17 protein-coding genes and 1 pseudogene are annotated in these 23,847 nt (G+C 69.6%); 6 read left to right on the top strand and 12 right to left on the bottom strand.

What is annotated here, in order from left to right; all coding sequences use genetic code 11:
• Window positions 1–4: 4 nt before the first annotated feature.
• The 4 genes from KRR26_RS14300 to KRR26_RS14285 form a co-directional block, all read right to left on the bottom strand.
• A complete protein-coding gene (locus KRR26_RS14300; protein ID WP_120206367.1) occupies window positions 5–2,422 on the bottom strand; it encodes an ABC transporter permease in 2,418 nt (805 codons plus the stop codon).
• A gap of 8 nt (window positions 2,423–2,430) precedes the next feature.
• Window positions 2,431–4,833: an ABC transporter permease gene (locus tag KRR26_RS14295; protein ID WP_217080106.1), complete on the bottom strand. Its 2,403-nt coding sequence runs from the start codon at window positions 4,831–4,833 to the stop codon at window positions 2,431–2,433.
• Between the two features lie 104 nt (window positions 4,834–4,937).
• Window positions 4,938–5,705, bottom strand: coding sequence for an ABC transporter ATP-binding protein (locus KRR26_RS14290; protein WP_233576927.1), 768 nt, complete (start codon window positions 5,703–5,705; stop codon window positions 4,938–4,940).
• On the bottom strand, window positions 5,702–6,946 hold the full coding sequence (locus tag KRR26_RS14285; RefSeq protein WP_120206370.1) for an efflux RND transporter periplasmic adaptor subunit: 1,245 nt from the start codon (window positions 6,944–6,946) through the stop codon (window positions 5,702–5,704). The genes KRR26_RS14290 and KRR26_RS14285 overlap by 4 nt, the downstream gene beginning before the upstream one ends.
• A 225-nt stretch (window positions 6,947–7,171) precedes the next feature.
• On the opposite strand from KRR26_RS14285, the gene KRR26_RS14280 reads away from it, so the two are divergent.
• Complete coding sequence (locus KRR26_RS14280) at window positions 7,172–9,445, top strand: PI-PLC domain-containing protein (protein WP_217080074.1); 2,274 nt, start codon at window positions 7,172–7,174, stop codon at window positions 9,443–9,445.
• Window positions 9,446–9,496: 51 nt separating this feature from the next.
• On the opposite strand, the gene KRR26_RS14275 is transcribed toward KRR26_RS14280, so the two are convergent.
• Complete coding sequence (locus tag KRR26_RS14275; protein WP_217080073.1) at window positions 9,497–11,074, bottom strand: LVIVD repeat-containing protein; 1,578 nt, start codon at window positions 11,072–11,074, stop codon at window positions 9,497–9,499.
• On the opposite strand from KRR26_RS14275, the pseudogene KRR26_RS37825 reads away from it, so the two are divergent.
• Window positions 10,968–11,576, top strand: a pseudogene (locus KRR26_RS37825) (DUF4279 domain-containing protein); the annotation flags it as partial. The gene KRR26_RS14275 and the pseudogene KRR26_RS37825 overlap by 107 nt on opposite strands.
• Window positions 11,577–11,789: 213 nt before the next feature.
• Here KRR26_RS37825 and KRR26_RS14270 read toward each other — a convergent pair.
• On the bottom strand, window positions 11,790–13,328 hold the full coding sequence (locus tag KRR26_RS14270) for an LVIVD repeat-containing protein (protein ID WP_236068595.1): 1,539 nt from the start codon (window positions 13,326–13,328) through the stop codon (window positions 11,790–11,792).
• 164 nt (window positions 13,329–13,492) lie between these two features.
• On the bottom strand, window positions 13,493–15,073 hold the full coding sequence (locus KRR26_RS14265) for an LVIVD repeat-containing protein (RefSeq protein ID WP_217080071.1): 1,581 nt from the start codon (window positions 15,071–15,073) through the stop codon (window positions 13,493–13,495).
• 120 nt (window positions 15,074–15,193) lie between these two features.
• Here KRR26_RS14265 and KRR26_RS14260 point away from each other — a divergent pair, with 120 nt between their 5' ends.
• The 3 genes from KRR26_RS14260 (at window position 15,194) to KRR26_RS14250 (ending at window position 18,717) form a co-directional block, all read left to right on the top strand.
• Entirely contained in the window at window positions 15,194–16,765 is a 1,572-nt protein-coding gene (locus KRR26_RS14260; protein WP_217080070.1) for an AMP-binding protein, read from the top strand.
• Window positions 16,766–16,870: 105 nt separating this feature from the next.
• The gene (locus KRR26_RS14255) at window positions 16,871–18,349 is read left to right on the top strand and encodes an ATPase domain-containing protein (protein WP_120206376.1); all 1,479 of its coding nucleotides are present in this window, start codon (window positions 16,871–16,873) and stop codon (window positions 18,347–18,349) included.
• Window positions 18,346–18,717: a response regulator gene (locus KRR26_RS14250; protein ID WP_120206377.1), complete on the top strand. Its 372-nt coding sequence runs from the start codon at window positions 18,346–18,348 to the stop codon at window positions 18,715–18,717. The genes KRR26_RS14255 and KRR26_RS14250 overlap by 4 nt, the downstream gene beginning before the upstream one ends.
• A gap of 1 nt (window position 18,718) precedes the next feature.
• Here KRR26_RS14250 and orn read toward each other — a convergent pair whose 3' ends face one another.
• From orn to KRR26_RS14230, 4 genes are read right to left on the bottom strand one after another with little or no spacing between them, the layout of a single operon-like run.
• Window positions 18,719–19,270 carry an oligoribonuclease gene (orn, locus tag KRR26_RS14245; protein WP_120206378.1) on the bottom strand — a complete coding sequence of 184 codons (552 nt, stop codon included), beginning with the start codon at window positions 19,268–19,270 and terminating at the stop codon, window positions 18,719–18,721.
• 59 nt (window positions 19,271–19,329) lie between these two features.
• Window positions 19,330–20,535: a bifunctional alpha/beta hydrolase/OsmC family protein gene (locus tag KRR26_RS14240; RefSeq protein ID WP_217080069.1), complete on the bottom strand. Its 1,206-nt coding sequence runs from the start codon at window positions 20,533–20,535 to the stop codon at window positions 19,330–19,332.
• 54 nt (window positions 20,536–20,589) lie between these two features.
• On the bottom strand, window positions 20,590–21,039 hold the full coding sequence (locus tag KRR26_RS14235; protein WP_120206380.1) for an archease: 450 nt from the start codon (window positions 21,037–21,039) through the stop codon (window positions 20,590–20,592).
• Window positions 21,040–21,048: 9 nt separating this feature from the next.
• The gene (locus KRR26_RS14230; RefSeq protein ID WP_120206381.1) at window positions 21,049–21,732 is read right to left on the bottom strand and encodes a phosphoribosyltransferase; all 684 of its coding nucleotides are present in this window, start codon (window positions 21,730–21,732) and stop codon (window positions 21,049–21,051) included.
• Between the two features lie 151 nt (window positions 21,733–21,883).
• Between KRR26_RS14230 and KRR26_RS14225 the strand changes: the two genes are divergently transcribed.
• A complete protein-coding gene (locus tag KRR26_RS14225) occupies window positions 21,884–22,783 on the top strand; it encodes a ribose-phosphate diphosphokinase (protein ID WP_120206382.1) in 900 nt (299 codons plus the stop codon).
• Here KRR26_RS14225 and KRR26_RS14220 read toward each other — a convergent pair.
• On the bottom strand, window positions 22,677–23,663 hold the full coding sequence (locus KRR26_RS14220) for a TolB-like translocation protein (RefSeq protein ID WP_217080068.1): 987 nt from the start codon (window positions 23,661–23,663) through the stop codon (window positions 22,677–22,679). The genes KRR26_RS14225 and KRR26_RS14220 overlap by 107 nt on opposite strands.
• Between the last annotated feature and the right edge of the window lie 184 nt (window positions 23,664–23,847).

The raw sequence follows: 23,847 nt of genomic DNA, 5'->3' as shown, positions 1-23,847 counted from the left end.
ATGCTCACTCCGCGCGCAGCGCGATGATGGGGTCCACCAGCGTCGCCCGCCGCGCGGGCAACCAGGTCGCGAGCAGCGCCACGCCGCTCAGCAGCGCCGCCACGCCCACGAACGTCCACGGGTCATACGCCGTCACCCCGTACAGCATCGACCCCAACAGCCTCGCCAATCCCAGCGACAGCACCAGGCCCACGCCCACCCCCAGCCCCGCCAGCTTCATGCCCTGGCCCAGCACCAGCCTCATCACATCGCCCCGCTCCGCGCCCAGCGCCATGCGAATCCCCATCTCGCGCGTCCGCAACGCCACCGCGTACGCAATCACTCCGGAAATTCCCAACGCCGCGAGCACCACCGAAACTCCCGCGAACAGCCCCATCAGCAGCGCCGACAGCCGCCGCGAGCCAATGGACTCATCCACCAGCCGCGCCAGCGGGCTCACCGCGAACATCGGCACGTCCCGATCCACCGCTCGCAGCTCCGCCTCCACGCTCGCGCGCACCGACTCCTCGATGCCCGACTTCGCGCGCACCACCAACCCCATGCGCGACGCCGGCAGCTGCGCCATGGACCAATAGGCGGCCGGCCGCGCGGGCTGGCTCAGGTTCCACTCGCGCAGGTCCTCCACGATTCCCACCACCGTGGTCCATTGCGTGTCGTCGCCGTGCAGCTTCAGGCGCTTGCCCAACGCGTCCCCGCTCGGCCAGTACGCATCCGCGAAGGACTTGTTGATGACCACCGCCCACGGCGAGTCCGGACCATCCGAGGCCTGGAGCATCCGGCCCGCCCTCAGCTTCACGCGCAACGTGCGCAGATAGTCGGGCGTCACCGTGCGGTACTCCACCGCGGGCAAGTGCTCGTTGGGGTCCTCCGTGCGGCCCTCGACGTCGAAGCTCCGGTCCGAGCGCCCACCCAGCGGCAGGATGTTGGTGAGTCCCGCCGACTCCACTCCCGGCAGCGCCTGCACGCGCTCCAGGAACTCGCGGTGGAAGGCCACCCGGCGCGCCGACTCCTTGTAACGCGTGGCCGGCAGGAACACGCGCCCCGTGAGCACGCCCTCGGGCGTGAAGCCCACGTCCACCGAGCGCAGCGCCAGGAAGCTCTTCGCGAACAACCCCGCCCCCACCAGCAGCACCAACGCCAGCGCCATCTGCGCCACCACCAGCCCCGAGCGCAGCTTCACCGCGCCCTCCGCCGTCCCCTTCGCCCCCTGCCGCATCGCCGCGCTCAGGTCCGCCCGGCTCGACTGCAACGCCGGCACCAACCCAAACAACAGCCCCGTCAGCAACGACATGCCTCCGGTGAACAGCAGCGACCACCCGTCCAGCTTCACCTCCGACGCGCGCGGCAGGCTCTCTCCCACCAGCGTCAGCAGCGCGTCCGTCCCCCACATCGCCAGCAGCAATCCCAACACGCCGCCCGCCGCGGCCAGCAGCAGGCTCTCCGTCAGGAATTGCGCCACCAGCCGCCCGCGCCCGGCTCCCAGCGCCGCTCGAATCGACACCTCGCGGCTCCGCGTCGCTGCTCGCGCCAGCAGCAGGTTCGCCACGCTCGAGCACGCCACCAGCAGCACGAACCCCACCGCCCCCAGCAGCATCCACAGCGTCCCCCTCACGTCCCCCACCACCAGGTCCTCCATGGAGTTGACGCTGATGCCCCAGCCGCCGTCCTTGTAGTTGTCGGGGTACGCAGCCTCTTGCTCACCCGACACCCGCGCCAGGTCCCGGCGCGCCGCCTCCAGCGTCACGCCCGGCTTGAGCCGCGCCACCACGTCCAGGTAGCGGTTGCCCCGCCGGGAATCGGTGGACGTCATGGGAGGAGGCGCGAAGGGAATGTAGAGGTCCGTGTCCGCCGGATACGACACACCCGCCGGCAGCACGCCCACCACCGTGTAGGACTCACCGTCGAGCACGAGCACGTGCCCGAGCACGGCGGGGTCCTTGCCGAAGTGGATGCGCCACGCCTTCTGCGTGAGCACCACTTCCTTGTCGCGGCCCGGCGTCTCCGTCTCCTGCGTGTAGAAGCGCCCCAATATCGGCTGCACGCCGAGCGTGGAGAAGAACGACGCCGTGCTGTACACGACGGTGAAGCGCAGCGGCGTGTCGCCCCCGGTCATCGTCAGGCTGGTCGGCGCGTACGCCGCCACGCTCTCGAGGACCCGCGGCATCTCCTGGTAGTCGTGGTACTCGGGCACGGACACCGAGATGTCCTTCAAGTCCGCGGCCTTGAAGTTGCCGAAGAGGTGCACGAGCCGCGAGGGCTCTCGGAACGGTGGCGGCGTGAGCAGCACCCCGTTCACCACGCTGAAGACCGCGCTGTTCGCGCCAATCCCCAGCGCGAGCGCTAGCACCGCGGCCAACACGAAGCCTGGGCTGCCTTTCAACGTGCGCAGCGCGTACTTCACGTCCTGAAGCAACATGCTCATGGATTCACTCACTCCGCGCGCAGCGCGATGATGGGGTCTACCCGCGTCGCCCGACGCGCGGGCAACCAGGTCGCGAACAGCGCCACGCCGCTCAGCAGCGCCGCCACGCCCACGAACGTCCACGGGTCATACGCTGTCACCCCGTACAGCATCGACCCCAACAGCCTCGCCAATCCCAGTGACAGCACCAGCCCCACGCCCACGCCCAGCCCCGCCAGCCTCATCCCCTGCCCCAACACCAGCCGCAACACATCTCCCGGCTCCGCGCCCAACGCCATCCGAATCCCCATCTCTCGCGTCCGCTGCGCCACCGCGTACGCAATCACTCCCGAGATTCCGAGCGCCGCCAGCACCAGCGACACTCCCGCGAACAGCCCCATCAGCAGCGCCGACAGCCGCCGCGAGCCAATCGACTCGTCCACCAGTCGAGACAACGGGCTCACCGCGAACATCGGCACGTCTCGGTCCATCGCCCGCAGCTCCGCCTCCACGCTCGCGCGCACGCTGTCCTTCGCGCGCACCGCGAGCGCCAGGTCCGCGGAAGGAAACTGCGCGAGGGCGTAGTACATGGCGGGGCGCGCCGGTTGATCCACGCCCCACTCGCGCAAGTCGTCGACCACGCCCACCACCGTCGTCCAAGCCGCGGCGGGATTCCCCAGCCGCAGCCGCTTGCCCACCGCGTCCCCTCGCGGCCAGAAGAAGTCCGCGAGCGACTTGTTGATGATCGCCGCGCCGGGTGCCGCCGCATCATCGCGCGCATCCAACATCCGGCCCTCGCGCAGCGTCGCGCGCAACGTGTGCAGATAGTCGGGGCTCACCGTGCGGAACTGCACGGCCGGCCACACCTCGCCCGGGCCCTTCGTCCGTCCCTCGATCTCAAAGCCGCGCGTCAAGCGTCCGCCCAACGGCAGGATGTTGGTGAGCCCCGCTGACTCCACTCCTGGCAGCGATTGAATCCGCTCCAGCAGCTCGCGGTGGAAGGCCACCTGACGCTCCGATTCCTTGTAGCGCGTGGCCGGGAGCGAGAGCTGACCCGTCAACACCCCCTCGGGCGTGAAGCCCACGTCCACCGAGCGCAGCGCCAGGAAGCTCTTCGCGAACAACCCCGCTCCCACCAGCAGCACCAACGCCAGCGCCATCTGCGCCACCACCAGCCCCGAGCGCAGCTTCACCGCGCCCTCCGCCGTCCCCTTCGCCCCCTGCCGCATCGCCGCGCTCAGGTCCGCCCGGCTCGACTGCAACGCCGGCACCAACCCAAACAACAGCCCCGTCAGCAACGACATGCCTCCGGTGAACAGCAGCGACCACCTGTCCAGCTTCACCTCCGCCGCGCGCGGCAGGCTCTCTCCCACCAGCGTCAGCAGCGCGTCCGTCCCCCACATCGCCAGCAGCAATCCCAACACGCCGCCCGCCGCGGCCAGCAGCAGGCTCTCCGTCAGGAATTGCGCCACCAGCCGCCCGCGCCCGGCTCCCAGCGCCGCTCGAATCGACACCTCGCGGCTCCGCGTCGCTGCTCGCGCCAGCAGCAGGTTCGCCACGCTCGAGCACGCCACCAGCAGCACGAACCCCACCGCCCCCAACAGCATCCACAGCGTCCCCCTCACGTCCCCCACCACCAGGTCCTCCAGCGACCTCAACTGGATGGACCAGCCGCCGTTTCCATACTTGGGATGATCCGCCACCATGAGCGCCATGACGCGCGTCATGTCCTGGCGAGCGGCCTCCAGCGTCACGCCCGGCTTCAGCCGCCCCAGCATCGAGAGGTAGCGCTCCCCGCGCTGCGCCTCCGTGGTCTGCTCGGGCGGCGGCGCGAAGGGACGGTAGAGGTCCGTGTCCGCCGGATACGCCACGCCCGGGGGCAGCACGCCCACCACGGTGTAAGACTCACCGTCGAGGAGCAGGCTCCGGCCGAGCACCGCGGGGTCCGCGGCGAAGTACACCCGCCACGCCTTCTGCGTGAGCACCACCACCTTGTCGCGCCCCGGAACCTCCTCCGCCTCGGTGAACGTCCGCCCCAGCGCGGGCGTCACGCCCAGCGTGGAGAAGAGCGACGCGGTGGAGGACGTCGCGCCGAGCCGTACCGGCGTGTCCCGCCCCGTGAGGGTCAGGTCACCTTGGACATACGCCGCCACCGACGAGAAGACCCGCGCCAGGGATTGATGGTCGCGGTACTCAGGCATCGACACGGGCGCGAGCCGGATGCCCGCCTTGGCGAAGTCATTGGAGAGGTGCACGAGCCGCTCGGGCTCTCGGAACGGCGGCGGCGTGAGCAGCACCCCATTCACCACGCTGAAGACCGCGCTGTTCGCGCCAATCCCCAGCGCGAGCGCCAACACCGCGGCCAGCACGAAGCCCGGGCTGCCTCGCAGCGTGCGCAGCGCATACCGCATGTCTTGATTCAGGGAACTCAGCACGGGGCCTCCAAGAAAAGAGGCGCCATGTCCTGGCGCCCATCCACCACCACCGTCCGGTGCCCACGCCGTGCGCGGGCGACTCGGACGGGATTCGACGCCGACTAGCGGCGCTGCTCGTCCTGCACCACGCGGCCGTCGAAGAGGCTGACGGTGCGCGTGGCCACGCGCGCGTGCGCCGGGTCGTGCGTCACCATGCAGATGGTGGCGCCCGCCTTGTGCAGCTCGCCCAGCAGCTGCATCACCGCCTCGCCGTTCTTCGAGTCGAGGTTACCGGTGGGCTCGTCGGCCAGGAGGATGATGGGGTCTCCGGCCACCGCGCGGGCCACCGCGACACGCTGCTGCTGACCGCCCGAGAGCTGTCCCGGCATGTGCCGCGCGCGGTGCGCCATGCCCACGCGCTCCAGCGCGCGCTCCACCCGCTGCTTGCGCTCCGCCGCGGGCATGCCCCGGTAGGTGAGCGGCAGCTCCACGTTCTCGAAGACCGTCAGGTCGCCAATCAGGTTGAAGCTCTGGAAGATGAACCCGATGTGCCGGTTGCGCACGAGCGCGCGGTCGGAGGAGGACAGGTCCAACACGCTGCGCCCGTCCAGCAGGTACGCGCCGCGCGTGGCCGTGTCCAGGAGTCCCAGCACCGCCAGCAAGGTGGACTTGCCCGAGCCCGAGGGGCCCACGATGGCCACCCACTCGTTCTGCCGCACGGTGAGGTGGATGTTGGAGAGCGCGTGCGTCTCCACCTCCTCGGTCTCGAAGACCTTGGTCAGTCCCTCCAACTGAATGAGGGCCTTGCCTGCCTCCACCTTCGGTCCACCGGCCAGCACCGCACCCTCGGACTCCTGCGCGGGCACACTGTCATTCGTCGTCGTCATCATCGCAGCCTCACCCGCTCGACCGCGTCCCACGCGGTCATGTCTGAGAGCACCACCTGATCACCTTCCGAGAGGCCCTGCACGACCTCCACGGCATTCACCGAGCCCCGGCCGAGCTGCACCGGAACGCGCACTGCCTCGTCGCCGCCGGGCATCAGCCGGAACAGCGCCACCGTCGCGTTGGGCTGCGCGCCCGCGGGCCGCCCCACGGACAGCACGTTGCCCAGCCGCTCCAACTCCACGGTGCCTTCCACCGTCAGGTCCGGCCGAGCGCCCTTCGGAAGCGTGTCCGGCAAGGAGACCTCCACGCGCACCGTCCCCTGGCTGGCCGCCGGCGCCACGCGCGCCACCGTGCCCTCCACCACGCCGTTGCGCGTGTCCACCTGCGCCTTGAGCCCCGGCTGGATGTCGCGCGCCTGCGTCTCCGCGATGCGCAGCTCGGCCTTGAGCTTCTCGGGCTTCACCACCTTCGCCAGCAGCACGCCCGGCGTCACCCACTGGCCCAGCTCCAACGGCAGCTCCTGGAGGATGCCATCCTCGCCGGCGCGGACCTTCATGGACTCCACCTGCGCGCGGCGGAAGCGCGCCACGGCCTGCAAGCGATCCACCTGGCTCTGCTGCGCCGCGAGCCGCTCGCGGATGCTGGTTGACACCACGCTCAGCCGCTTGCGCTGGAGCTCCAGGCGCTGCTCCAGCTCGCCGGACTTCTCCGTCACCTGCCGCGCCTCCAGCTCGCCGATGAACTCCTTCTGCTGAAGCGAGGAGCTGGCCTGCGCCCGACGCTGGGCGTCCGCGCTGTCCGCGACGAGCGTGGACACCGCGGCCTCCTGCGCCAGCCGCTCCGTCTCCAGCTCCGTGCGCAGCTTGAGGAAGTCCGACAGCGCGCTGGCGAGCTGACGCTCGGCCTCCAGGGCCTGGAGCTGAACGTCCGGGTTGGACAGCTCCATGAGGAGCGTGTCTGCCTTCACCTGCGCGCCGGGCTTCACGTGGATGCGCTCCACGCGACCGGCGGTGTCGGCCGTCAACCACCGGATGTACTCGGGAACCAGCGTGCCCGCGCCCTTCACCTGCCGCACCATGGGGCCGCGCTTCACCGTGTCCAGCCACACCGAGGCCTTCTCCACCGTGGGCGCCGCGGGGCGGAGCCGAGCCAGCCCCACCGTCACCCCGATGAGCGCCAGGGCCCCCACCACGGCGAGGATCCACGGGGCGCGTCGTGTCTTGCGAGCTTTGGGAATGTCCACGCCCTCACTAAGAGCGAGCCCCGTGCCAATTGCATTTCGCCTTCCAAATCCTCGAAATCACGAGGACTCACGGGGCCCCCCTCCTCCCCACTGCCCGCTTCCGCGAAGTCACGTCCCAGAAACGGACATGGCGGCGCGCCGCCCGAGGCAGATGCTCCCGCACCGAAGGAATGCCCAGCCTGTCGTTCTTCTCTCGAATTTCTCAGCACCCATGAGGGGGGACAGATGTGGCAGCGAGCATCCGTGGTCGGAGCGGTGATGGCATTGGGGGTGTGGGCCCAGGGGACAGCCGGGGCCGCGACGGCCCTGGCGCAATCCCAGACACTTGGAGCCATCCGGGAACTCTCCCAGGCGGCGATCGCCGTCAACACCGAGCAGATCCGCCAGGTGTACCGGGACACGCTGGGGAGGGAGGCCGCGCAGTGGGAAGTGAACGCCTGGGTGAGCAACCTCCAATCAGGGAGCTGGACGATTGGCTCCATGCGGGCCGCGTTCGCGAAAGACCCGCAGTGCCGCGCGGCCATCAGCCTCGGCTATCAACAGGTGTTCGAGCGGACACCCGCGACCTCGGAGGTGGATGCCTGGCAGCAGAACATCCTCTACGGGTGGTCCATCCCCAGCATGCGCGCTTCGTTCACGCACGCCACGGAGGGGATGAACAGGATCACCGCGGCCTTCCTGGAGACCGTGCACCTCAAAGCGACGCCACAGGACATCGAGTCCGCGCAAGCGATGATTGCCGTCCTGGGCCGCTCGGTCGGGACATACCGGGACTGGCTGCGCACACAGCTCCGCTACAATCAGGTCTACCAACGCTCCCTGCACAACGCCTATGAGATGGGCAAGAGCGCGGGGGTGATGGATCAGCTCGTGTACTACGGCATCCGAGACGTTGAGTGGGACCTGCGCTCGCAGCCCATCTCCAATGTCTGCGGTACGGACCACCATCCCGCCAATGACTGGTATGTCTACCATTCCCCCTGGCAACCCTCTGACTATGGCCGGTTCAACACGCTGTCGGACGGGCTGCGACTCCTCGCCGCGTTCCAGTCGGCCATGCCCCTGCACGAGGTCTTCACGCTGCACCTGGAGCTGAAGGGCGGCGCCGACGGCGGCAGCTGCGACGTCGCCTTCCCAGACGCCACCGCCAACAGCACACACAACCCCGGACGCCAGACGCCCGAGGGACTGGATGCACGGCTGCGCGCGCAGCTCGGCGCCGCGCTCTTCACGCCCTCGGACCTGTTGGCCCTGTGCCCGGGAGCGACCACGCTTCAGCAGGCGGTGGCCACCTGCGGATGGCCGCTCCTGGAGACGCTGCGCGGGAAGATTCTCGTCACCCTTCACGCTGGCAACTGGAACGGTGTGAACTACGCCGAGGAGTCCTATGACTTGTATGCCGGGCCGAACAGCTCGGCCGCGCTCGGCAGGACCGCCTTCCTGGCGCCGCTGAAGTTCGTCAATGGATGGCTCTATGACGTCCCACCCTTCGCCGGGCTGGCCAACAACCCGGGCGTGGTCATGCACACCGAGGGCGGGACCCCCTGGCGCGCCGTGCTCCTGCGAGACGCGTTCCCCGGCGCGGTCATCCGAGCCAGTGGCACCAACGACTTCGACACGTTCAACAACGCTGCGGCTGCCCAGGTCTATCCGTGGCTCCAAACGGACCTGTTCGACTGGCACGCCAATCCGCTCGTTCGCACTGACAACGCCCTGGGCTACCCGTTCTGTCCTATCGGGGTGCTCGGCCTGGACTGCCGCACCCAGCCGCATGCGCTGTCCACCCAGCGCGAGCGTCGCAGCCTGTTGGAGATGACCGTGCGCTCCGGCGACATCTGGGGGACGTGGGACGACTTCGTCTTCGCGCCGTCCTGGAAAGCGAACCCCGCCGAGCGCACCCAATGGACCGCCTTCATCTCCGACGCGAGCAACGGCAACGTGCACGAGTGGGCCAAGGGCTGCCTCATGGCCCGCAACAGCTTTGACGCGAACTCGCCCTATTACGCCGTGTGCCGTGCTGGCGATAACAAGCAGCTCTTCGTGCAATACCGCACTTTCGGCTGCTCGGGTCCCTGCGGCACGGCGCGCGCAGAGGCCTCGCTCGCCCAAGGCATCCAGGCCGAGGAGGCCACCTTCGTCCGCCTGGACGTGTGGCCCGCCGGCAATGGCGCCAGCTTCGCCCAGGGCTACGGCTCCGTGGATGGCGTGTCGTGGCAGGCGATGGGCCCCACCGTCTGGTTCCAGCAGGAGCTGGGACTGCAAGGGCTGGCCGCCAGCTCCCACGACCCCAACAAGCTCAACGCGGACGGCTCGCCCACGCGCTTCCTCTTCGGCAACGTGTTGCGCAATGGCAATCGCCAGACGTTCGGGTTCACGCCCGTATACTCCCTGGAGAATGGCGTGAAGAAGCAGGCGGAGCCGCTGGCCTCGGCCTTCTTCGTGGGCAACGTCGTCAGCGGCACCACCACCGACCTCTCCTACTACGGCGAGGTCCCGTAGCGCGCACACGGCCCGCCGCGCGACTCAGCGCCGCGCGGCGCGCCACCCGACTCACAGCTCCTTGAACACGAGCAGGCCGCGCGAGGTGTCCACCAGGTAGACGAAGCCGTCACCCGGGACGCGGATGCCGATGGCGCCCTCGAAGAGGTCTCCGATACGGAAGGGGTCCGAGTCCCGGTAGGTGGCGTAGTGGGCAATCTCGCGGGGCTGGGTGGGGTTGGAGACATCCAGCACCCGCAGGCCCTCCTGGTAGTAGGCGATGTAGAGCGTCGTGCCCCGCAGGATCATGTTGTGGATGGAGTACGTACCCAGGCTGTACTCCCCAATCTTCACGATGTGCGCTGGATCCGTGACGTCGAGCACCCGCAGGTGCGCGGCGACGCCTTCGCCGCCCTCGAACGCGATGGTGCGGCCCGCGAAGGTGCCCAGGGCATTGGCGTGCGAGTAGCTGTCCGTGAAGCGGTATGCGCCCAGCTCACGGGACGTGGTCGGCTGGGTGGCGTCCAGGACGACATACCCATCTCCCATGTGGTTCACGTAGAGGCGCCCTTGATAGGCGAACGCGTCGTGCGGATAGGACAACGCCGACGCTTCTGGGGGCAGGGGGATGACGATGCGCTGGAGCAGCACGGGCGCGGAGGGCGCGCGGACATCGAACACGAGAATGCTCGGCGTGGGCGCCTGCGACATCGCGTAGAGGAGGTCCCCATCCAGGAACAGCGTGTGCACGTTGAGGGGGTCCCCGCCCGGCACGGCGCGAAGGAGCTGTGGGTCGGCGGGCTGGTGGATGTCAAAGACGAGCACGCCGTGGGCCTTGCTCGCGACATACAGCGTGTCGCCCTTGGACCAGACCGCGTTCCAATAGCTGTCACCGTCCAGGTGGATGACCTTCTTGAGCACGGGATGCGCTCGGTCGCTCACGTCGAAGACCGTGAGTCCTCCCTCTCCGTGAGGGTGATCCAGCGACACGACGTAGGCGTGGTCGTGGGTGACGTACACGTCCGCGGGCATGCCCAGCGGGACGAAGGACTCGGAGATGCGCTGGAGGCCGCCGGAGGCCTCCGGCGTGCCATCGCTCTTGCCCAGCTGGTTGAAGTCCCCGCGCTCCAAGCCCGAGAAGACCCCCTCGCGGCAGGTGACGAGGCAGCCCTTCACCTGCTCAGAAGTCGGCGCCTCGCAGGCGGCGAATGCCACGCGCATGTGGGCGTTGCGCTTGGTGGTGTAGCGCACGGACGCATACAGGGTGCCGTCCTCCCGTCGCAGCTGCTCCACCGGTCCTCCGACGAGGAAGGTCCCCGCATCCCCCTGCATGGCCAAGGCACCGCTCACCCCCGAGAAGATGCCCATCGCAGGCACCCGCGCGAGCGAGGCCCGGTCACACCCGGAGAGTTCGAAGGTGGCGAGGTCGCCACACTCGACCCCAGCGCCCGCGTCCTCAACCATTCGGCAGGCGCTCGGGGTCCCCGCGTCGAACACGTCCCCCCACTCCTCCAACGGCACCGCGGTGCCGTCCCAGCCGGGCGTGACGGTGCCCGAATCCGGCGGGGACGTGGGACTGGAGGATGAGCACCCCCAACACAGCAGGGAAAAGGCCAGCACACGCAGCAAAGGACGACGATGCGATTGCATTCGACCTCCACACCTTTGCCGGCCCCCCGTATCGACACGTTCGCGCACAGCCACGTGTAGGTCGCAAGCCCCCTCGCGAACTGTCAGGCATTCTTCTCAGCACGTGCCCCCCGGGCGGGTGCGGTCACCCCATGACGGGGTGAGTCATCCAGGTCCCCCCGGCGGCTCGCTCCAACCCCATCATGACAGCCTCATCCGCGTGACAATCCCGCCTCCCTTCACCCCATACAATGATGACGACAGCTCATGTGCCGAGGCGTTCTGCACACCGTGCATCTACAATGGCAACACATCCCCTGACGAGGTGACACACTCCCTCAACCTCGTGCCCGCGAAAACCAATCGTGTTGGCGAGGTGAAGACGAACAGTCGCGGGCGAACTCGGACGGTGATGGTGAATGGCTGGTTCCTCGAATCGGAGGAACGGGTCCAATCCAAAGATGTGCGGCGACACCTCGACTGGCTACGTCAGCAGCTTGCTCCGGTCGCAGAAAAGCCCAGAGCGCTGCAACCCCCACCAGGGCTTCGCAGGCGGGTGAGCTGTGACTGGGCTTCCTCGTCAGGCCACGGTTCAGCCGCGGCCTCCCCCAAGTGCGGGGGCAAGGTCGCGGCGCTTCCGCCGGCTGCTCCGAGTCGCACGCGCTCCGAGGCGCCCCCCACAGAGCCTGGCCAGGGCGAGCCGTCGCCGCACCGCACGCGGCTCGCCCCCAGCACCTTACAGCTCGTTGAAGATCAGCAGTCCGCGCGAGGTGTCCACCACGTAGACGAAGCCATCTCCCGGCACGCGCATTCCGATGGAGCCCTCCAGGAAGTTACCCACCCGGAAGGGGTCCGTGTCCCGATACGTGGAGTAGCGGGCAATCTCCTTCGGCTGGGTGGGATTGGAGACGTCCAGCACGCGCACGCCCTCCTGGTAGTAGGCGACGTAGAGCCGCTTCCCACGGAGAATCATGTTGTGGATGGAGGAGTTACCCAGCTGGTACTCGCCAATCTTCACGATGTGCGCCGGGTCCGTGACGTCCAGCAGTCGCAAGTGCGTCGCGATGCCTTCGCCGCCCTCGAACGCGATGGTGCGGCCCGCGAAGGTGCCCACCGCGTTCGCGTGTGACAGGCTGCCCTCGAAGCGGTACGCCCCCAGCTCCGTCGACACACTCGGGTTGGTGACGTCCAGGATGACGTACCCGTCCAGGATGTTGTTGACGTAGAGGCGCCCCTGGTAGGCGAACGCATCGTGCGGGTACGCGGTCGGATATGCCGTGGGAGACAGCGGGATGACGATCTTCTGGAGCAGCACCGGCTCGTTGGGCTTCTTGATGTCGAACACGAACACGCTCGGCGCGGGCATGGGAGACATCGCGTAGAGGATGTCCCCGTCCACGAAGAACGTGTGCACGTTGATGGTGTCACCCCCCACGGCCCTCAGGTACTGCGGGTTGGCCGGGTCGTGGATGTCATAGACGAGCACGCCGTGGGAGTTGCTCCCGATGTACAGCGTGTCGCCCGTGGCCCAGACCGCGTTCCAGTAGCTGTCACCATCCATCCGGATCTGCTTCTTGAAGACAGGATGGGCCCGGTCGCGGACATCGAAGATGGTGAGCCCCCCCGTCCCCTCCAGGCCATCGATGGAGACGACATAGGCGTGGTCGTGGGTGACATAGACATCCACGGGCTCGCCCATCGCGACATAGGACTCGGAGGCCAGGTTGATGCCGCCCTCGGACACGGGCTGCTGATTGTCGACCTTGCCAATGCGGTTGAGGTCGCCGCGATCCAAGAACATGAGCTTGCCGTCGCGGCACGTGGCGACGCAGACCTTCACCAGGTCGGGGTTCGGCGCCTCACAGGCGGCGATCGCCGTGCGGATGTGGAAGTTGCGCTTCGTGACATAGGTCATGGACGCATGCAGGGAGGTCGCGTCCCGGTACAGCTCGCCCCGAAGCCCGCTCACGAACGTGCCCGCATCCCCCTGCATGGCCACGGAGCCAACCCCGCCCTGGAAGATGCCCACGGCCGGCACCTGCGCGAGCGAGGCGCGGTTGCAGCCCGAGAGGTCGAAGGCGGCGAGGTCCCCACACTCGACCCCCGGGCCCGCGTCCGCGAGCGTCCCGCACGCGCTCGGGGTGCCCGCGTCAATCACGTCTCCCAGCTCCTCCAGCGGCACCGCGGTGCCATCCCACTCGGGCGTGGGGGTCTCGGGGTCCGGGGGAGGCGTGGGCTTGGAGGAGCACCCCCAGCTCAGAAGGGAAACGGCCAACAAATGAAGCCATGGACGGCGACGCAGCTGCATCGGATACCTCTCGCAATGGCCGGCCCCTTCAAGAAGGGATTTCGAACACAGCCGCGCGCTTCCCGCAAGCCCCCGTGAGACGTATCAGCCATGTCTCACGGGGCGCCGTCCCTCCGGCTCACGGCTCCGGATCACAGTTCATTGAGGATGAGCAAGCCGCGCGAGGTATCCACCAGGTAGACGAACCCATCCCCCGGGATGCGGATCCCGATGGCGCCCTCGAACATATCGCCCCATCTGTAAGGGTCCGTATCCCGATACGTGGCGTAGTGTGCGACCTCGCGCGGACGGGTGGGGTTGGAGACATCCAGCACTCGCAGGCCCAGCTGGTAGTAGGCGACGTAGAGCCGTTTACCGCGCAGCAGCATGTTGTGGATGGAGTACGTGCCCAAGCCGTACTCGCCAATCTTCACGATGTTCGCGGGGTCCGTGACGTCGAGCACGCGCAGGTGCGCGCCGTAGTTCTCGCCGCCCTCGAACGCGATGGTGCGGCCCGCGAAGGTCCCCACGGCGCTGGCGTGCGTGAAGGTGTCGGGGAAGCGATACGCGCCCAGCTTGCGCGGTGCGCTCGGGTCCGTGACGTCCACGATGACGTATCCCTCCCCCTGCTGATTGACGTAGAGGCGCCCCTGGTAGGCGAACGCGTCATGCGTATAGGTGACGGGCCACGCATCCGGCCCTGTTGGGGTGACGTAGCGATCGAGGAGCACGGGCTCGGACGGGTTGGAGATGTCGAAGATGAGCGTGCTCGCCACGGGATCCAGCACCATCGCGAAGAGGATGTCCCCATCCACGAACATCGTGTGGACGTTGATGGCTTCTCCCCCGGGCAGGGCGCGCAGGAACTGCGGATCGTCCGGCTGGCGGATGTCGAAGAGGAGCACGCCGCGGGCCTTGCTCGCGACGTACAGCGTGTCGCCCTTGGACCAGGCCGCGTTCCAGTAGCTGTCCCCATCGATGTGGATGACCTTCTTGAGCACGGGGTGCGCACGGTCGCGCACGTCGAAGACGGTGAGCCCCCCGCGTCCCCAGAGCGAATCAATGGACACGACGTAGGCGCGCTCGTGGGTGACATAGACATCCACGGGCTCGCCCTGCGTGACGAAGGACTCGGAGGAGAGCTGGAGCCCGCCGGAGGACTCGGGCTGACTGCCGGGCGCGCCCACCTGGTTGAGGTCTCCAAAGTCCCAGCCCGAGAGCTTCCCGTTGACGCAGAACGACCTGCAGCTCTTCACCAGGTCCGGCGTGGGAGCCTCGCAGGCCGCGATGGCCACGCGAACCCGGCGCGTGTTGGTGAGCGTGACGTACTCCGCGGTGGCGTACAGGGTGGTGCCATCGCGCAGCGCCTTGTCCGCGGGGAACCCATCCGCGAAGGCGCCCGCGTCGCCATGAAAGGCCAAGGCGCCAACCGAGCCATAGAAGACGCCCGTCTCCGACACCCGCGCGAGCGTCTCGCGCTTGCACCCCGACAAGTCGAAGGTGGCGAAGTCACCACACGCGACCCCCGGGCCCGCATCCTTGACGACGCGGCACGCGCTCGGCGTGCCCGCATCCACCGGGTCTCCCACTTCCTCCAGCGGGACCGCCGTGCCATCCCACTCCGGCACGACAGAGCCCGAGTCGGGCGGGGACGCGGGGCTGGAGGAAGAACACCCCCAGCCCCACAACGAGACGACCAGCACTCCAAGCCATGGGCGGCGACGCAGTTGCATTCCACACCTCGCGCAATGCCGGCCCCCGGCGCGAGTTTCGTCCAGAAGCCAACCCTTCACGCAAGCCCCCCCACGTGCGATGTGTCAGGCGTTCCCCTTTGTTCCCCGAGGCGCCGCGACATGACCTCCTCCCTGCTCGAAGTCTTCCTCGACCTCGCTCGCGCCGAGCCGCAGCGCCCGCTGCTGACCTTCGAGCAGGAGTCCTTCACGCGAGGAGAGCTGGCGCAAAGCGTCACGCGGTTCGCGCGGGGCCTGAAGCACCGCGGCCTCCAGCCCGGCGAGCGCGTGGCCCTGTTCCAGGAGAACAGCGCCGCGTTCGTCATCGCCTATCTGGGCGTGCAGGCCGCGGGCGGAGTCGTGGTGCTCGTCAACACCGCGTACCGCCAGGTGGAGCTGGCCCACATCCTCGCGGACGCGGAGGTGCGCGCGTGTGTCACCGGCACCGCGGGCTCCGCGGAGCTCGTGCCGCTTCACGAGCAGCTCCCCGCCTTGCAATGGCTCATCACCGTGGAGCCGCCCGCCCTCGCGCTGCCCACCTCGCTGACGGAGCTGCCCTTCGCCACGCTGCTCGCGGAGGGCGAGGCCTCGCAGGCCGCGCTGTCGCTGCCGCGCGCGGAGGACCTCGCGGTGCTGGGCTACACGTCTGGCACCACCGGCCGCTCCAAGGGCGCCATGCTGCTGCACCGCAACCTGCTGGCCAACGTGCGCGCCGTCGCCGAGGCGTGGCGCTGGACGGACGCGGACCGACTGCTGCTCACCCTCCCGCTCTTCCACACCCACGGGCTCATGGTGGGGCTGCATGGCACCCTGTTCACCGGCGCCACGGTGGACCTTCGCCGCCGCTTCGTCGCGTCCGAGGCGCTCGCCGCGCTGCGTGACGATGCGCGCCTCACGCTCTTCTTCGGCGTGCCCACCATGTACGGGCGGCTGCTGGAGGAGACGCGGCGCACGGGCGTGAAGCCTCGGCGGCTGCGCCTGTGGGTGTCCGGCTCCGCGCCGCTGAGCCCACAGCTCTGCCATGACATCGAAGCGGAGTTCGGTCAGCGCATCCTGGAGCGCTACGGGATGACGGAGACCCTCATGAACACCACCCACCCGTATGACGGCGAGCGCCGCCCGGGCACGGTGGGCTTCGCCTTCCCGGGCCAGGAGGCGCGCGTGGTGGACGTGCGCACCCGTCAGCCCGTGGCCGCCGACGAGACGGGCGAAATCGAGGTGCGCGGGCCCCACGTCTTCGCGGGCTACTGGCGACGTCCGGACGCCACCACCGAGTCCTTCGACCTGGCGGGTTGGTTCCGCACGGGCGACCTGGGCGCGTTCGACGCGGACGGCTACCTGCGCATCACCGGCCGCGCGCGGGAGCTCATCATCAGCGGCGGCTTCAACATCTACCCGCGCGAGGTGGAGGAGGTGCTCGCCTCGCACCCCTCCGTCGCGGAGGTGGCCGTGCTCGGCATGCCGGACGCGGACTTCGGCGAGCAGGTGGTGGCCGTCGTCGTCCCTACCGCGGGCGTCACGCCGGATGCCGCGGTGCTCGTGGAGTGGTGCCGTGAGCGGCTGGCGAGCTTCAAGAAGCCGCGCCGCGTCGTGTTCGCGCAAGCCCTGCCCCGCAACGCGCTGGGCAAGGTGCAGAAGCACGTGCTGCGCGAGCGTTTGGGCACCGCCGCGCGGGGCGATGTGCTCGCAAGCTGAAAGACGGACCACCGCCAGCGCTGGATTCCGGACACACCGCGTCTGAAGACGTGGCCGCTCACGCGGCATGGCCTACCTTGCGCACAGAAGGCGGAAGGAGCACGCGTGACGGAATCCCCTGACCTTCCGACCGGGCCCGCGCCCCGAGTCCCCACCGGAGTGGACGGGCTGGACACCTTGCTGCGCGGCGGCTGGCTGCGCGGCGGCACGTACATTCTCACGGGCATGCCGGGCACGGGGAAGACGCTGCTCGGCAACCAGTTCTGCTTCGCCACCGTGGCCCTGGGTGGGCGCGCGGTCTACGTCACCGTGCTGACCGAGTCCCACTCGCGCATGGTGCTGCACCTGTCTCCCCTGGGCTTCTTCCAACCCGAGGCCGTGGGGCGCTCGCTGCACTACGTCAGCGGCTCCGCGGCCCTGAAGGGCGAGGGGCTCACGGGCCTCAACCGCCTCATCTTCCGCGCGGTGCGCGAGCACGACGCCACCACGCTGGTGCTCGACGGACTCTCCGCCGCGGAGGAGTACGCCGAGTCGCGGCTGGCCTTCCGCGAGTTCCTCCATGCGCTGTGCGTGCAGAGCGCGCTCGCGGGCTGCACCACGCTGCTGCTCACCGGGCGGCCTCCGGATGGAGAGGACTCACAGTTCGCCCTGGTGGATGGCGTGGTGGCCCTGTCGCTGGACGTGCTCGGGCTCAAGGCCGTGCGCGGCGTGGAGGTGCCCAAGTTCCGAGGGGGCGCGCAGCTCCCAGGCCGGCACGCCTTCGACATCAGCGACGCGGGCGTGCGCGTCTTCCCGCGCGCCGAGGCGCTCTACTTCCATCCCCCCGCCGAGGTCCCCGACCCGCGCCAGCGCCTGAGCTTCGGCCTGCCCTGGCTGGACGCCATGCTGACGGGTGGGCTGGTGCGCGACACGTCCACCTTGCTGTTCGGCGCGCCGGGCACGGGCAAGACGCTGTTGGGGCTGCACTTCCTGGCCGAGGGCGCGCGGCGCGATGAGCCCGGGCTGTACCTCGGGTTCCAGGAGATGCCCTCGCGGCTGCTCCAGGCCGCGGGCGGCGTGGGGCTGGACTTGCGTGCGCACGTGGCCAAGGGGCACGTGCGGCTGGAGACGCAGGTGGATGTGGAGGCGCCGCCGGACGCCCTGGTGCAACGGCTGCTGGAGCACGTGGAGCAGCACCAGGTGCGGCGGCTGTTCCTGGACGGGCTGGTGACCTTCGCGCAGGAGTCCATGTCTCCGGAGCGGCTGCCGCGCTTCCTCGTGGCGGTGATGAACATGCTGCGCGAGCGCCATGTCAGCGTGCTCATCGCGCAGGAGACGCACACGCTCGTGGGCCAGGAGCCGAGCACGCCGCAGTCCGGCCTGGAGGCCGTGGTCGACAACATCATCCTGCTGCGCTTCGTGGAGCTGCGCGCGCGGCGCCACCGCGTGCTCTCCGTGCTGAAGATGCGCGAGAGCGACAACGACCCGTCCTTGCGCCTGTACACCATCGGGCCCGAGGGCATCACCGCCCGCGATGACGCGTCGCGAGGCCGCAAGCGCCCCACCCGCCCACGGGCGGCGGGGAAGCGGGGGGGCCGCGCATGAAGCGGCTGCTCATCGTGGATGACGAGGTGGCCATCGTCGAGGCGCTCCAAGACATCCTCTCCGTGGAGGGCTACGACGTGGCCACCGCCTTCAACGGCGCCGAGGGCCTGGAGCGGCTGGCCCAGGTGAAGCCGGACCTGGTGCTCCTGGACCTGATGATGCCGGTGATGGACGGGCGCGAGATGCTGCGCCGCATGCGCGAGGACGCCACCACGCGAGACCTGCCCGTGGTGGTGATGAGCGCCGGCCGCATCTCCGAGGAGGAGCGCAAGGCCAGCGCCCGCTTCCTGGCCAAGCCCTTCGAGCTGGACACGCTGCTGGACACCATCGCCGGACTGCTCGACGGCGCGCCGCGCGCCAGCCCGTGACTCAGCCCGGCGTGGCCCGGAAGAGAATCTCGCGGTAGTAGCGCAGCTCGTTGATGCTCGCGCGCAGGTCCGCCAGCGCGGTGTGGGCACTGGGCGGCTTCCGCGGCTCGACGAGGTTGGGGTACCAGGCGCGCGCCAGCACCTTGAGGCTCGTCACGTCCACCATGCGGTAGTGCAGGTAGCGGTCGAGCATGGGCATGTACTCCGCGAGGAAGCGCCGGTCCGTGTGGATGGAGTTGCCCGCGAGGATGCCCTCGTGGACGCCGCAGTGGCCCGCCACCAGCGACATCATCTCTCGCTCGGCCACGCGCAGGGACGTGGTGGAGGAGCGGACCTTCTCCAGCAGGCCGTTGCGCGTGTGCATCTCGCGCACGACGGGCTCCATGCGCGCGAGCATCTCCTCCGGCTGCCAGATGACCCAGCCCTGCTCCTCCCGGATGTCCAGGTCCGGTCCGGTGATGATGACGCCGGCCTCGATGATGGCGCAGGACTCGGGGTCGAGTCCGGTCATCTCCAGGTCCAGCCACACCAGGTTCGTGTCACGGGAATGCATGTGCGGACATCCAATCCAGGAAGGGGGCGGTCCCTATAGCAGTCCCCAGCCCCGAGGGCTCACGTTGATTCCGCCATCCGGGTGCGGACCTCGACTTCCATCGACGACAGCGAGCGGTGCACCGGGCACAGGTCCGCGATGTGCAACAGCCGCTCACGCTGTGCGTCCGTCAGCGGCCCCTCCAGGCGGATGACGCGCTCCAGGCGGTCCACCTTGCCGTCCCGCTGCTCGCACTCCGCGCAGTCCTTGGCGTGGACCTTGTCATGGCTCAGCCGGACGCTGACGCGCTCCAGGGGCCAGCCCTTGCGCTCGGCGTACAGGCGCAGGGTCATGGACGTGCACGCGCCCAGCGCCGCCGCGAGCAGGCCATACGGCGTGGGCCCGGTGTCCAAGCCTCCCAGTGACAGGGGCTCGTCCGCGCGCAGCCGGTGCAGCCCCGCGCGGATGTCCTGGGCGAACCGGCCCTGCCCCGCCTCGCGCACCTCCACCACGCCCGAGGGCAGCGGCGCCTCGCGCTCGGCCACGGGCGCGACCTCGCGCACCGCCCACGGGCCCAGCACGTCCGCCGCGAACGAGGCATCCCGCTCGCGCGAGAGGAAGTGGTCCGCGCCGTCCAACATCACCAGGCTGGCGGGGCGACGGGCGCTCGCCACCAGCTTCCGCGCGCTCTCCAGGCCCACGTACCGGTCCGCGGGCGCGTGCAGCACGAGCACCGCGCCGGGGAAGCCGCTCAGCGCCTCGGACACGCGCGCCTCCGCGATGGCCGCGAGGAAGTCGTGCCCCAATCGCAGTCGCCCGGGCCCCAGGTGCAGCTCGCCCTCCCCCGCCGCCTGCTCCGCGGGCGTGAGGCGCGCGAGCAAGCCACTGCCGCCCGCGGGCGCATTCACCAGGGCCAGCGCCGCCACCTCGGGCAGCCGAGCCACCGCGACCGCCGCAGCCGTGCCTCCCAGGCTGTGGCCCACCATCAGTCGCGGCGGAGGGAAGCCCTCCGCGCTCAGCCACGCCGCCGCGTCCACCACCGCGGCCACGCTGGGCACGGTGTCCGGGTGACCGCCCCCATCCCGCGCGGTGAAGTCCAGGCGGAGCACCGCGAAGCCCCGGGACACCAGGGCATGCGCCAGGCGCGCGGGGCCCGGCGACTCACCCAGACACGCGAAGCACGAGACGAGCACCGCGCTGGCCGCGGGCCGCCCGAGCGGCAGCTCCAACGCACCCTGCGTCCGCGCCCCACTCCGCGCCGAAAAGGACACCGTCCGCGTCCCCATGTCCGTCGCCTCCTCGCGTGGCCGAACCCGCCCGCCTCGCCTCCGCGCTTCAGCTCAGAGCTCGACCAGGCACTCGGCCGTCCACAGTCCGTCCGCGCCCTGGCGCACCGACACCTCCGCCAGCGTGGCGCCTGTCACCGCGGGTGTTCGAGGCTCGAGAGTCGGCTCCACCCGCTCGCCGTAGCCATGGCCGAACAGCCGAGGCCCGTCGATGCGCACGACGAAGCAGTGGAAGCGCACCTGCCCCGACACCATGGCGCCCACCACGTGGCGCAGCCAATCCGCCAGCAGCCGGTCCGTGGCGCGCGCCTCGCACTCGAGCTCAATCTCCTCACGGGCCTGCACCCGGCGCGGGTCCTCCACGAGCGAGCTGAGCGCGAGCGCGGCCATCTCGAAGGACTGCTCCACGGAGCGCCCGATGCCTCGGATACCCACGTCGGGGCCGCGGGTGAAGCGCTCCCAGCGCGCGGGCACCACCGCTCGTCCTTCGGCTTCCACCTGCATGGGTCCTCCTCACATCCAGCGACCACCCAGGTCCGTCGAGTCCAGCACCGCGTGCGACGGCGCCGGGAGTCGCGCCACCTCCAGGAGCTGCTCCATTTCCACGTCCGTCACCGGGCGGAAGTCGTCATAGGCCTCCGACACCGCCCCCATCCCCGGAGAGACCTCCACGCACAGCACCGCGTCGGCCTCGGCCCGCACGACCTCCAGCGCGCGCGCTGTCGCCACGCCCGCGCCCGCGACAATCCGGCGCGGCCCCAACTGCCGCAGCGCGCGGATGGAGGCGCAGAGCGTGGAGCCCGTCACCATGCCGTCGTCCACGAGCAGCACCGTGCAGCCGCGCACCTCGGGCGGCGGGCGGTCTCGGAGCTGTCTCGCGTGGCGCTCGATGTCCGAGAGCTCCTCGGTGGCCAGGGCTCGCAGCTCGACCTCCGGGACGAGCGACAGCCGCGCCGCCTCCGAGTCCAGGTAGAGCCCACCTCCTTCGGACACCGCGCCCACGTTCGGCGCGTTGGAGGCACTGCCCAGGTGGCGAGCCACCCACATGTCCAGGGGCGCCTCCAGCGCGCGCGCCACCTCGAAGGCGACGCGCACTCCACCTCGCGCCAGCCCCAGCACGCGGACGTCCGCGCCCCGGTACGGCAACAGCAACCCCGCGAGTCGCCTGCCCGCGTCCGCTCGGTCCCGAAAGCGCATCGGCTCCCACCTCCATCGCTCTCCCAAAGGAAAAGCACGGTGGCGCCGACTGGCGGCGGAGGCGCGAGCGGGGCCTCCCCCGTCGGGGTGCTCGCGAGGAGGGCGGGACCGGTGGAAGCAACGAGGGGAAGGCGCGCTAGGGTACGGGCCCATGGACCCCGTCCTCGTCATTGGCAGCGCCAGTCCCCACCTCGGTCGAGCGCTCGCCCAGGCGCTCGGCGTCGCGCCGGCCGCGTGCAAGTTGGAGCGATTCCCCGACGGAGAGATGCACGTGGAGGTGCCCGCCGACATGGTGCGCGGGCGCGCCGTGGTGCTGGTGCAATCCGCGTCCGCGCCCGTGGGTGAGCACCTGCTGGAGCTGCTGTTGCTCGCCGATGCGTGCTGGCGCGCGGGGGCCGCGCGCATGGAGGCCGTGGTGCCCTACGTGGGCTATGCGCGACAGGATCGGCGCGGCAGGCCCGGCGAGGCCCTGGGCGGGCGGCTCGTGGCCGACCTGATGGCGCGAGGGCGCTTCGAACGGCTGCTCGCGGTGGACTTGCACAACCCCGCGCTGGAGGGCTGCTTCGGCGCGCCGCTGGAGAACCTCTCCGCGCTGCCCGTGCTCGCCGAGGCGCTGCGCCCGCACGTCACTGGCACGTCCGTGGTGGTGGCGCCGGACCTGGGCGCGGTGAAGCGCGCCGAGGCGCTGGCCAAGCTGCTCGGGACGCCTTGGGCGGTGGTGCACAAGGCGCGCTTGAGCGACAGCGAGGTGGAGACACACGGCCTCCTCGGAGACGTGCGAGGCAAGCGCCCCATCCTCGTGGACGACATGGTGTCCACGGGAGGCACGCTCGCCGCCGCCGCGAGTGAGCTGCGCACGGCGGGCTGCGCGGATGACTTTACCGTGGTGACGACGCACGCGCTCCTGGTGGGCGCCGCGCGCGAGCGATTGAGTGCAATGCCTATCAAGCGGCTGGTGAGCAGCGACAGCGTGGAGCCGCCGCAGGGGCTGCCCTTCCCGCACCAGGTGGTGACGCTGGCCCCGCTGGTGGCCCGCGCCCTGCGGCCGTAGCCCGCGACTCTCTACAGCCGTCCCTGCGAAGGGCCTCGGCCGAGCCCCCCTCGATGCCGAGCGCCCGCGCGTCCACGACGTACAGGTCACCCAGTCCGTTCTGCGGCGCATGCGAGCGCCTGAGCCGCTCCGAGTACCCAATGCGGAACGGAGCCGCCGCCAAGGCCGTGCGCTGACGCACGCGGGAGAAGAAGAACAGGCGCCCGTCGGGAGAGAACTTCGCGCCAATGTCCGTGGCGCGCGTGTTGAAGCGAGGCTCCAGGCCCTTGGGCTCGGACCAGTTGCCCTCCTTGTCCTGGTAGCTGAGGTAGAGGTCCAGCGAGCCCATCCCGCCCTCACGCGCGGCGGCGAGCACCATGAAGCGCCCATCCGGAGAGACGAGCGGCTCGTACTCGAAGCCCGGCGTATTCACCGGACGACCGAGGTTCTCCGGGACAAGGAAGGCGCCGTCACTGCCGCGAGCGGCGCGGTAGATGTCTGAACCGCCCTGACCACCGAGACGCTCCGAGCCGAAGTACAGCGTGCCGTCGCGCGTGACAGTGGGGAACCATTCATCCTGGTCACTGTTGATGGGCTCGGGAAGGTGACGCGGCTCGCTCCAGCCGGAGCCCTGGCGCTCCATCATCCAGATATCCAGGTCCGGGCGCAGAGGACCTTTTCCATCCAGCGCGCGGTTGGAGATGAAGAAGAACCGGTGACCATCCGCGGTGATGAAGGAGTCGGCGTCCGCATAGGCACCGGAGAACGGAGCGACCTCGGGAGTGGACCACTTTCCGTCCCGGTAACTGGATTGCAGGAGGGTCCACGTGGTGTACGCGATGTTGCCCTTGAGGAAATAGAGCGTCTTGCCGTCCGGAGTGAGCTGGGTATGCGACTCCATGTCCCCCGTGGAGCTGACGCCCTCGCTGAACAGAGCGGGCTCGGAGGGAGGAGCAGCGCCGCCCGGGAGGGGCACCGCGCACGGGCAGAAGCAGCGGACAGCGATGCCAACGGCACTCAAGGACGCGGCACGCAAGGACACGCCAAGGTCATATCGCCCAAGCGCCCTACTGTTCTACATCCGC

Source organism: Citreicoccus inhibens (assembly GCF_019039035.1).
In the GTDB taxonomy this organism is placed as follows: Bacteria; Myxococcota; Myxococcia; order Myxococcales; family Myxococcaceae; genus Citreicoccus; species Citreicoccus inhibens.
This window is presented reverse-complemented; position numbering and strand designations above follow the sequence as displayed.

Bases quoted from the DNA above. Each gene is read 5' to 3' on its own strand.
- KRR26_RS14300 (WP_120206367.1), bottom strand. From the start codon at position 2,422: ATGAGCATGTTGCTTCAGGACGTGAAGTACGCGCTGCGCACGTTGAAA.
- KRR26_RS14290 (WP_233576927.1), bottom strand. From the start codon at position 5,705: ATGATGACGACGACGAATGACAGTGTGCCCGCGCAGGAGTCCGAGGGT.
- KRR26_RS14280 (WP_217080074.1), top strand. From the start codon at position 7,172: ATGTGGCAGCGAGCATCCGTGGTCGGAGCGGTGATGGCATTGGGGGTG.
- KRR26_RS14275 (WP_217080073.1), bottom strand. From the start codon at position 11,074: ATGCAATCGCATCGTCGTCCTTTGCTGCGTGTGCTGGCCTTTTCCCTG.
- KRR26_RS14265 (WP_217080071.1), bottom strand. From the start codon at position 15,073: ATGCAACTGCGTCGCCGCCCATGGCTTGGAGTGCTGGTCGTCTCGTTG.
- KRR26_RS14260 (WP_217080070.1), top strand. From the start codon at position 15,194: ATGACCTCCTCCCTGCTCGAAGTCTTCCTCGACCTCGCTCGCGCCGAG.
- KRR26_RS14250 (WP_120206377.1), top strand. From the start codon at position 18,346: ATGAAGCGGCTGCTCATCGTGGATGACGAGGTGGCCATCGTCGAGGCG.
- orn (WP_120206378.1), bottom strand. From the start codon at position 19,270: ATGCATTCCCGTGACACGAACCTGGTGTGGCTGGACCTGGAGATGACC.
- KRR26_RS14240 (WP_217080069.1), bottom strand. From the start codon at position 20,535: ATGGGGACGCGGACGGTGTCCTTTTCGGCGCGGAGTGGGGCGCGGACG.
- KRR26_RS14235 (WP_120206380.1), bottom strand. From the start codon at position 21,039: ATGCAGGTGGAAGCCGAAGGACGAGCGGTGGTGCCCGCGCGCTGGGAG.
- KRR26_RS14230 (WP_120206381.1), bottom strand. From the start codon at position 21,732: ATGCGCTTTCGGGACCGAGCGGACGCGGGCAGGCGACTCGCGGGGTTG.
- KRR26_RS14225 (WP_120206382.1), top strand. From the start codon at position 21,884: ATGGACCCCGTCCTCGTCATTGGCAGCGCCAGTCCCCACCTCGGTCGA.
- KRR26_RS14220 (WP_217080068.1), bottom strand. From the start codon at position 23,663: ATGGAGTCGCATACCCAGCTCACTCCGGACGGCAAGACGCTCTATTTC.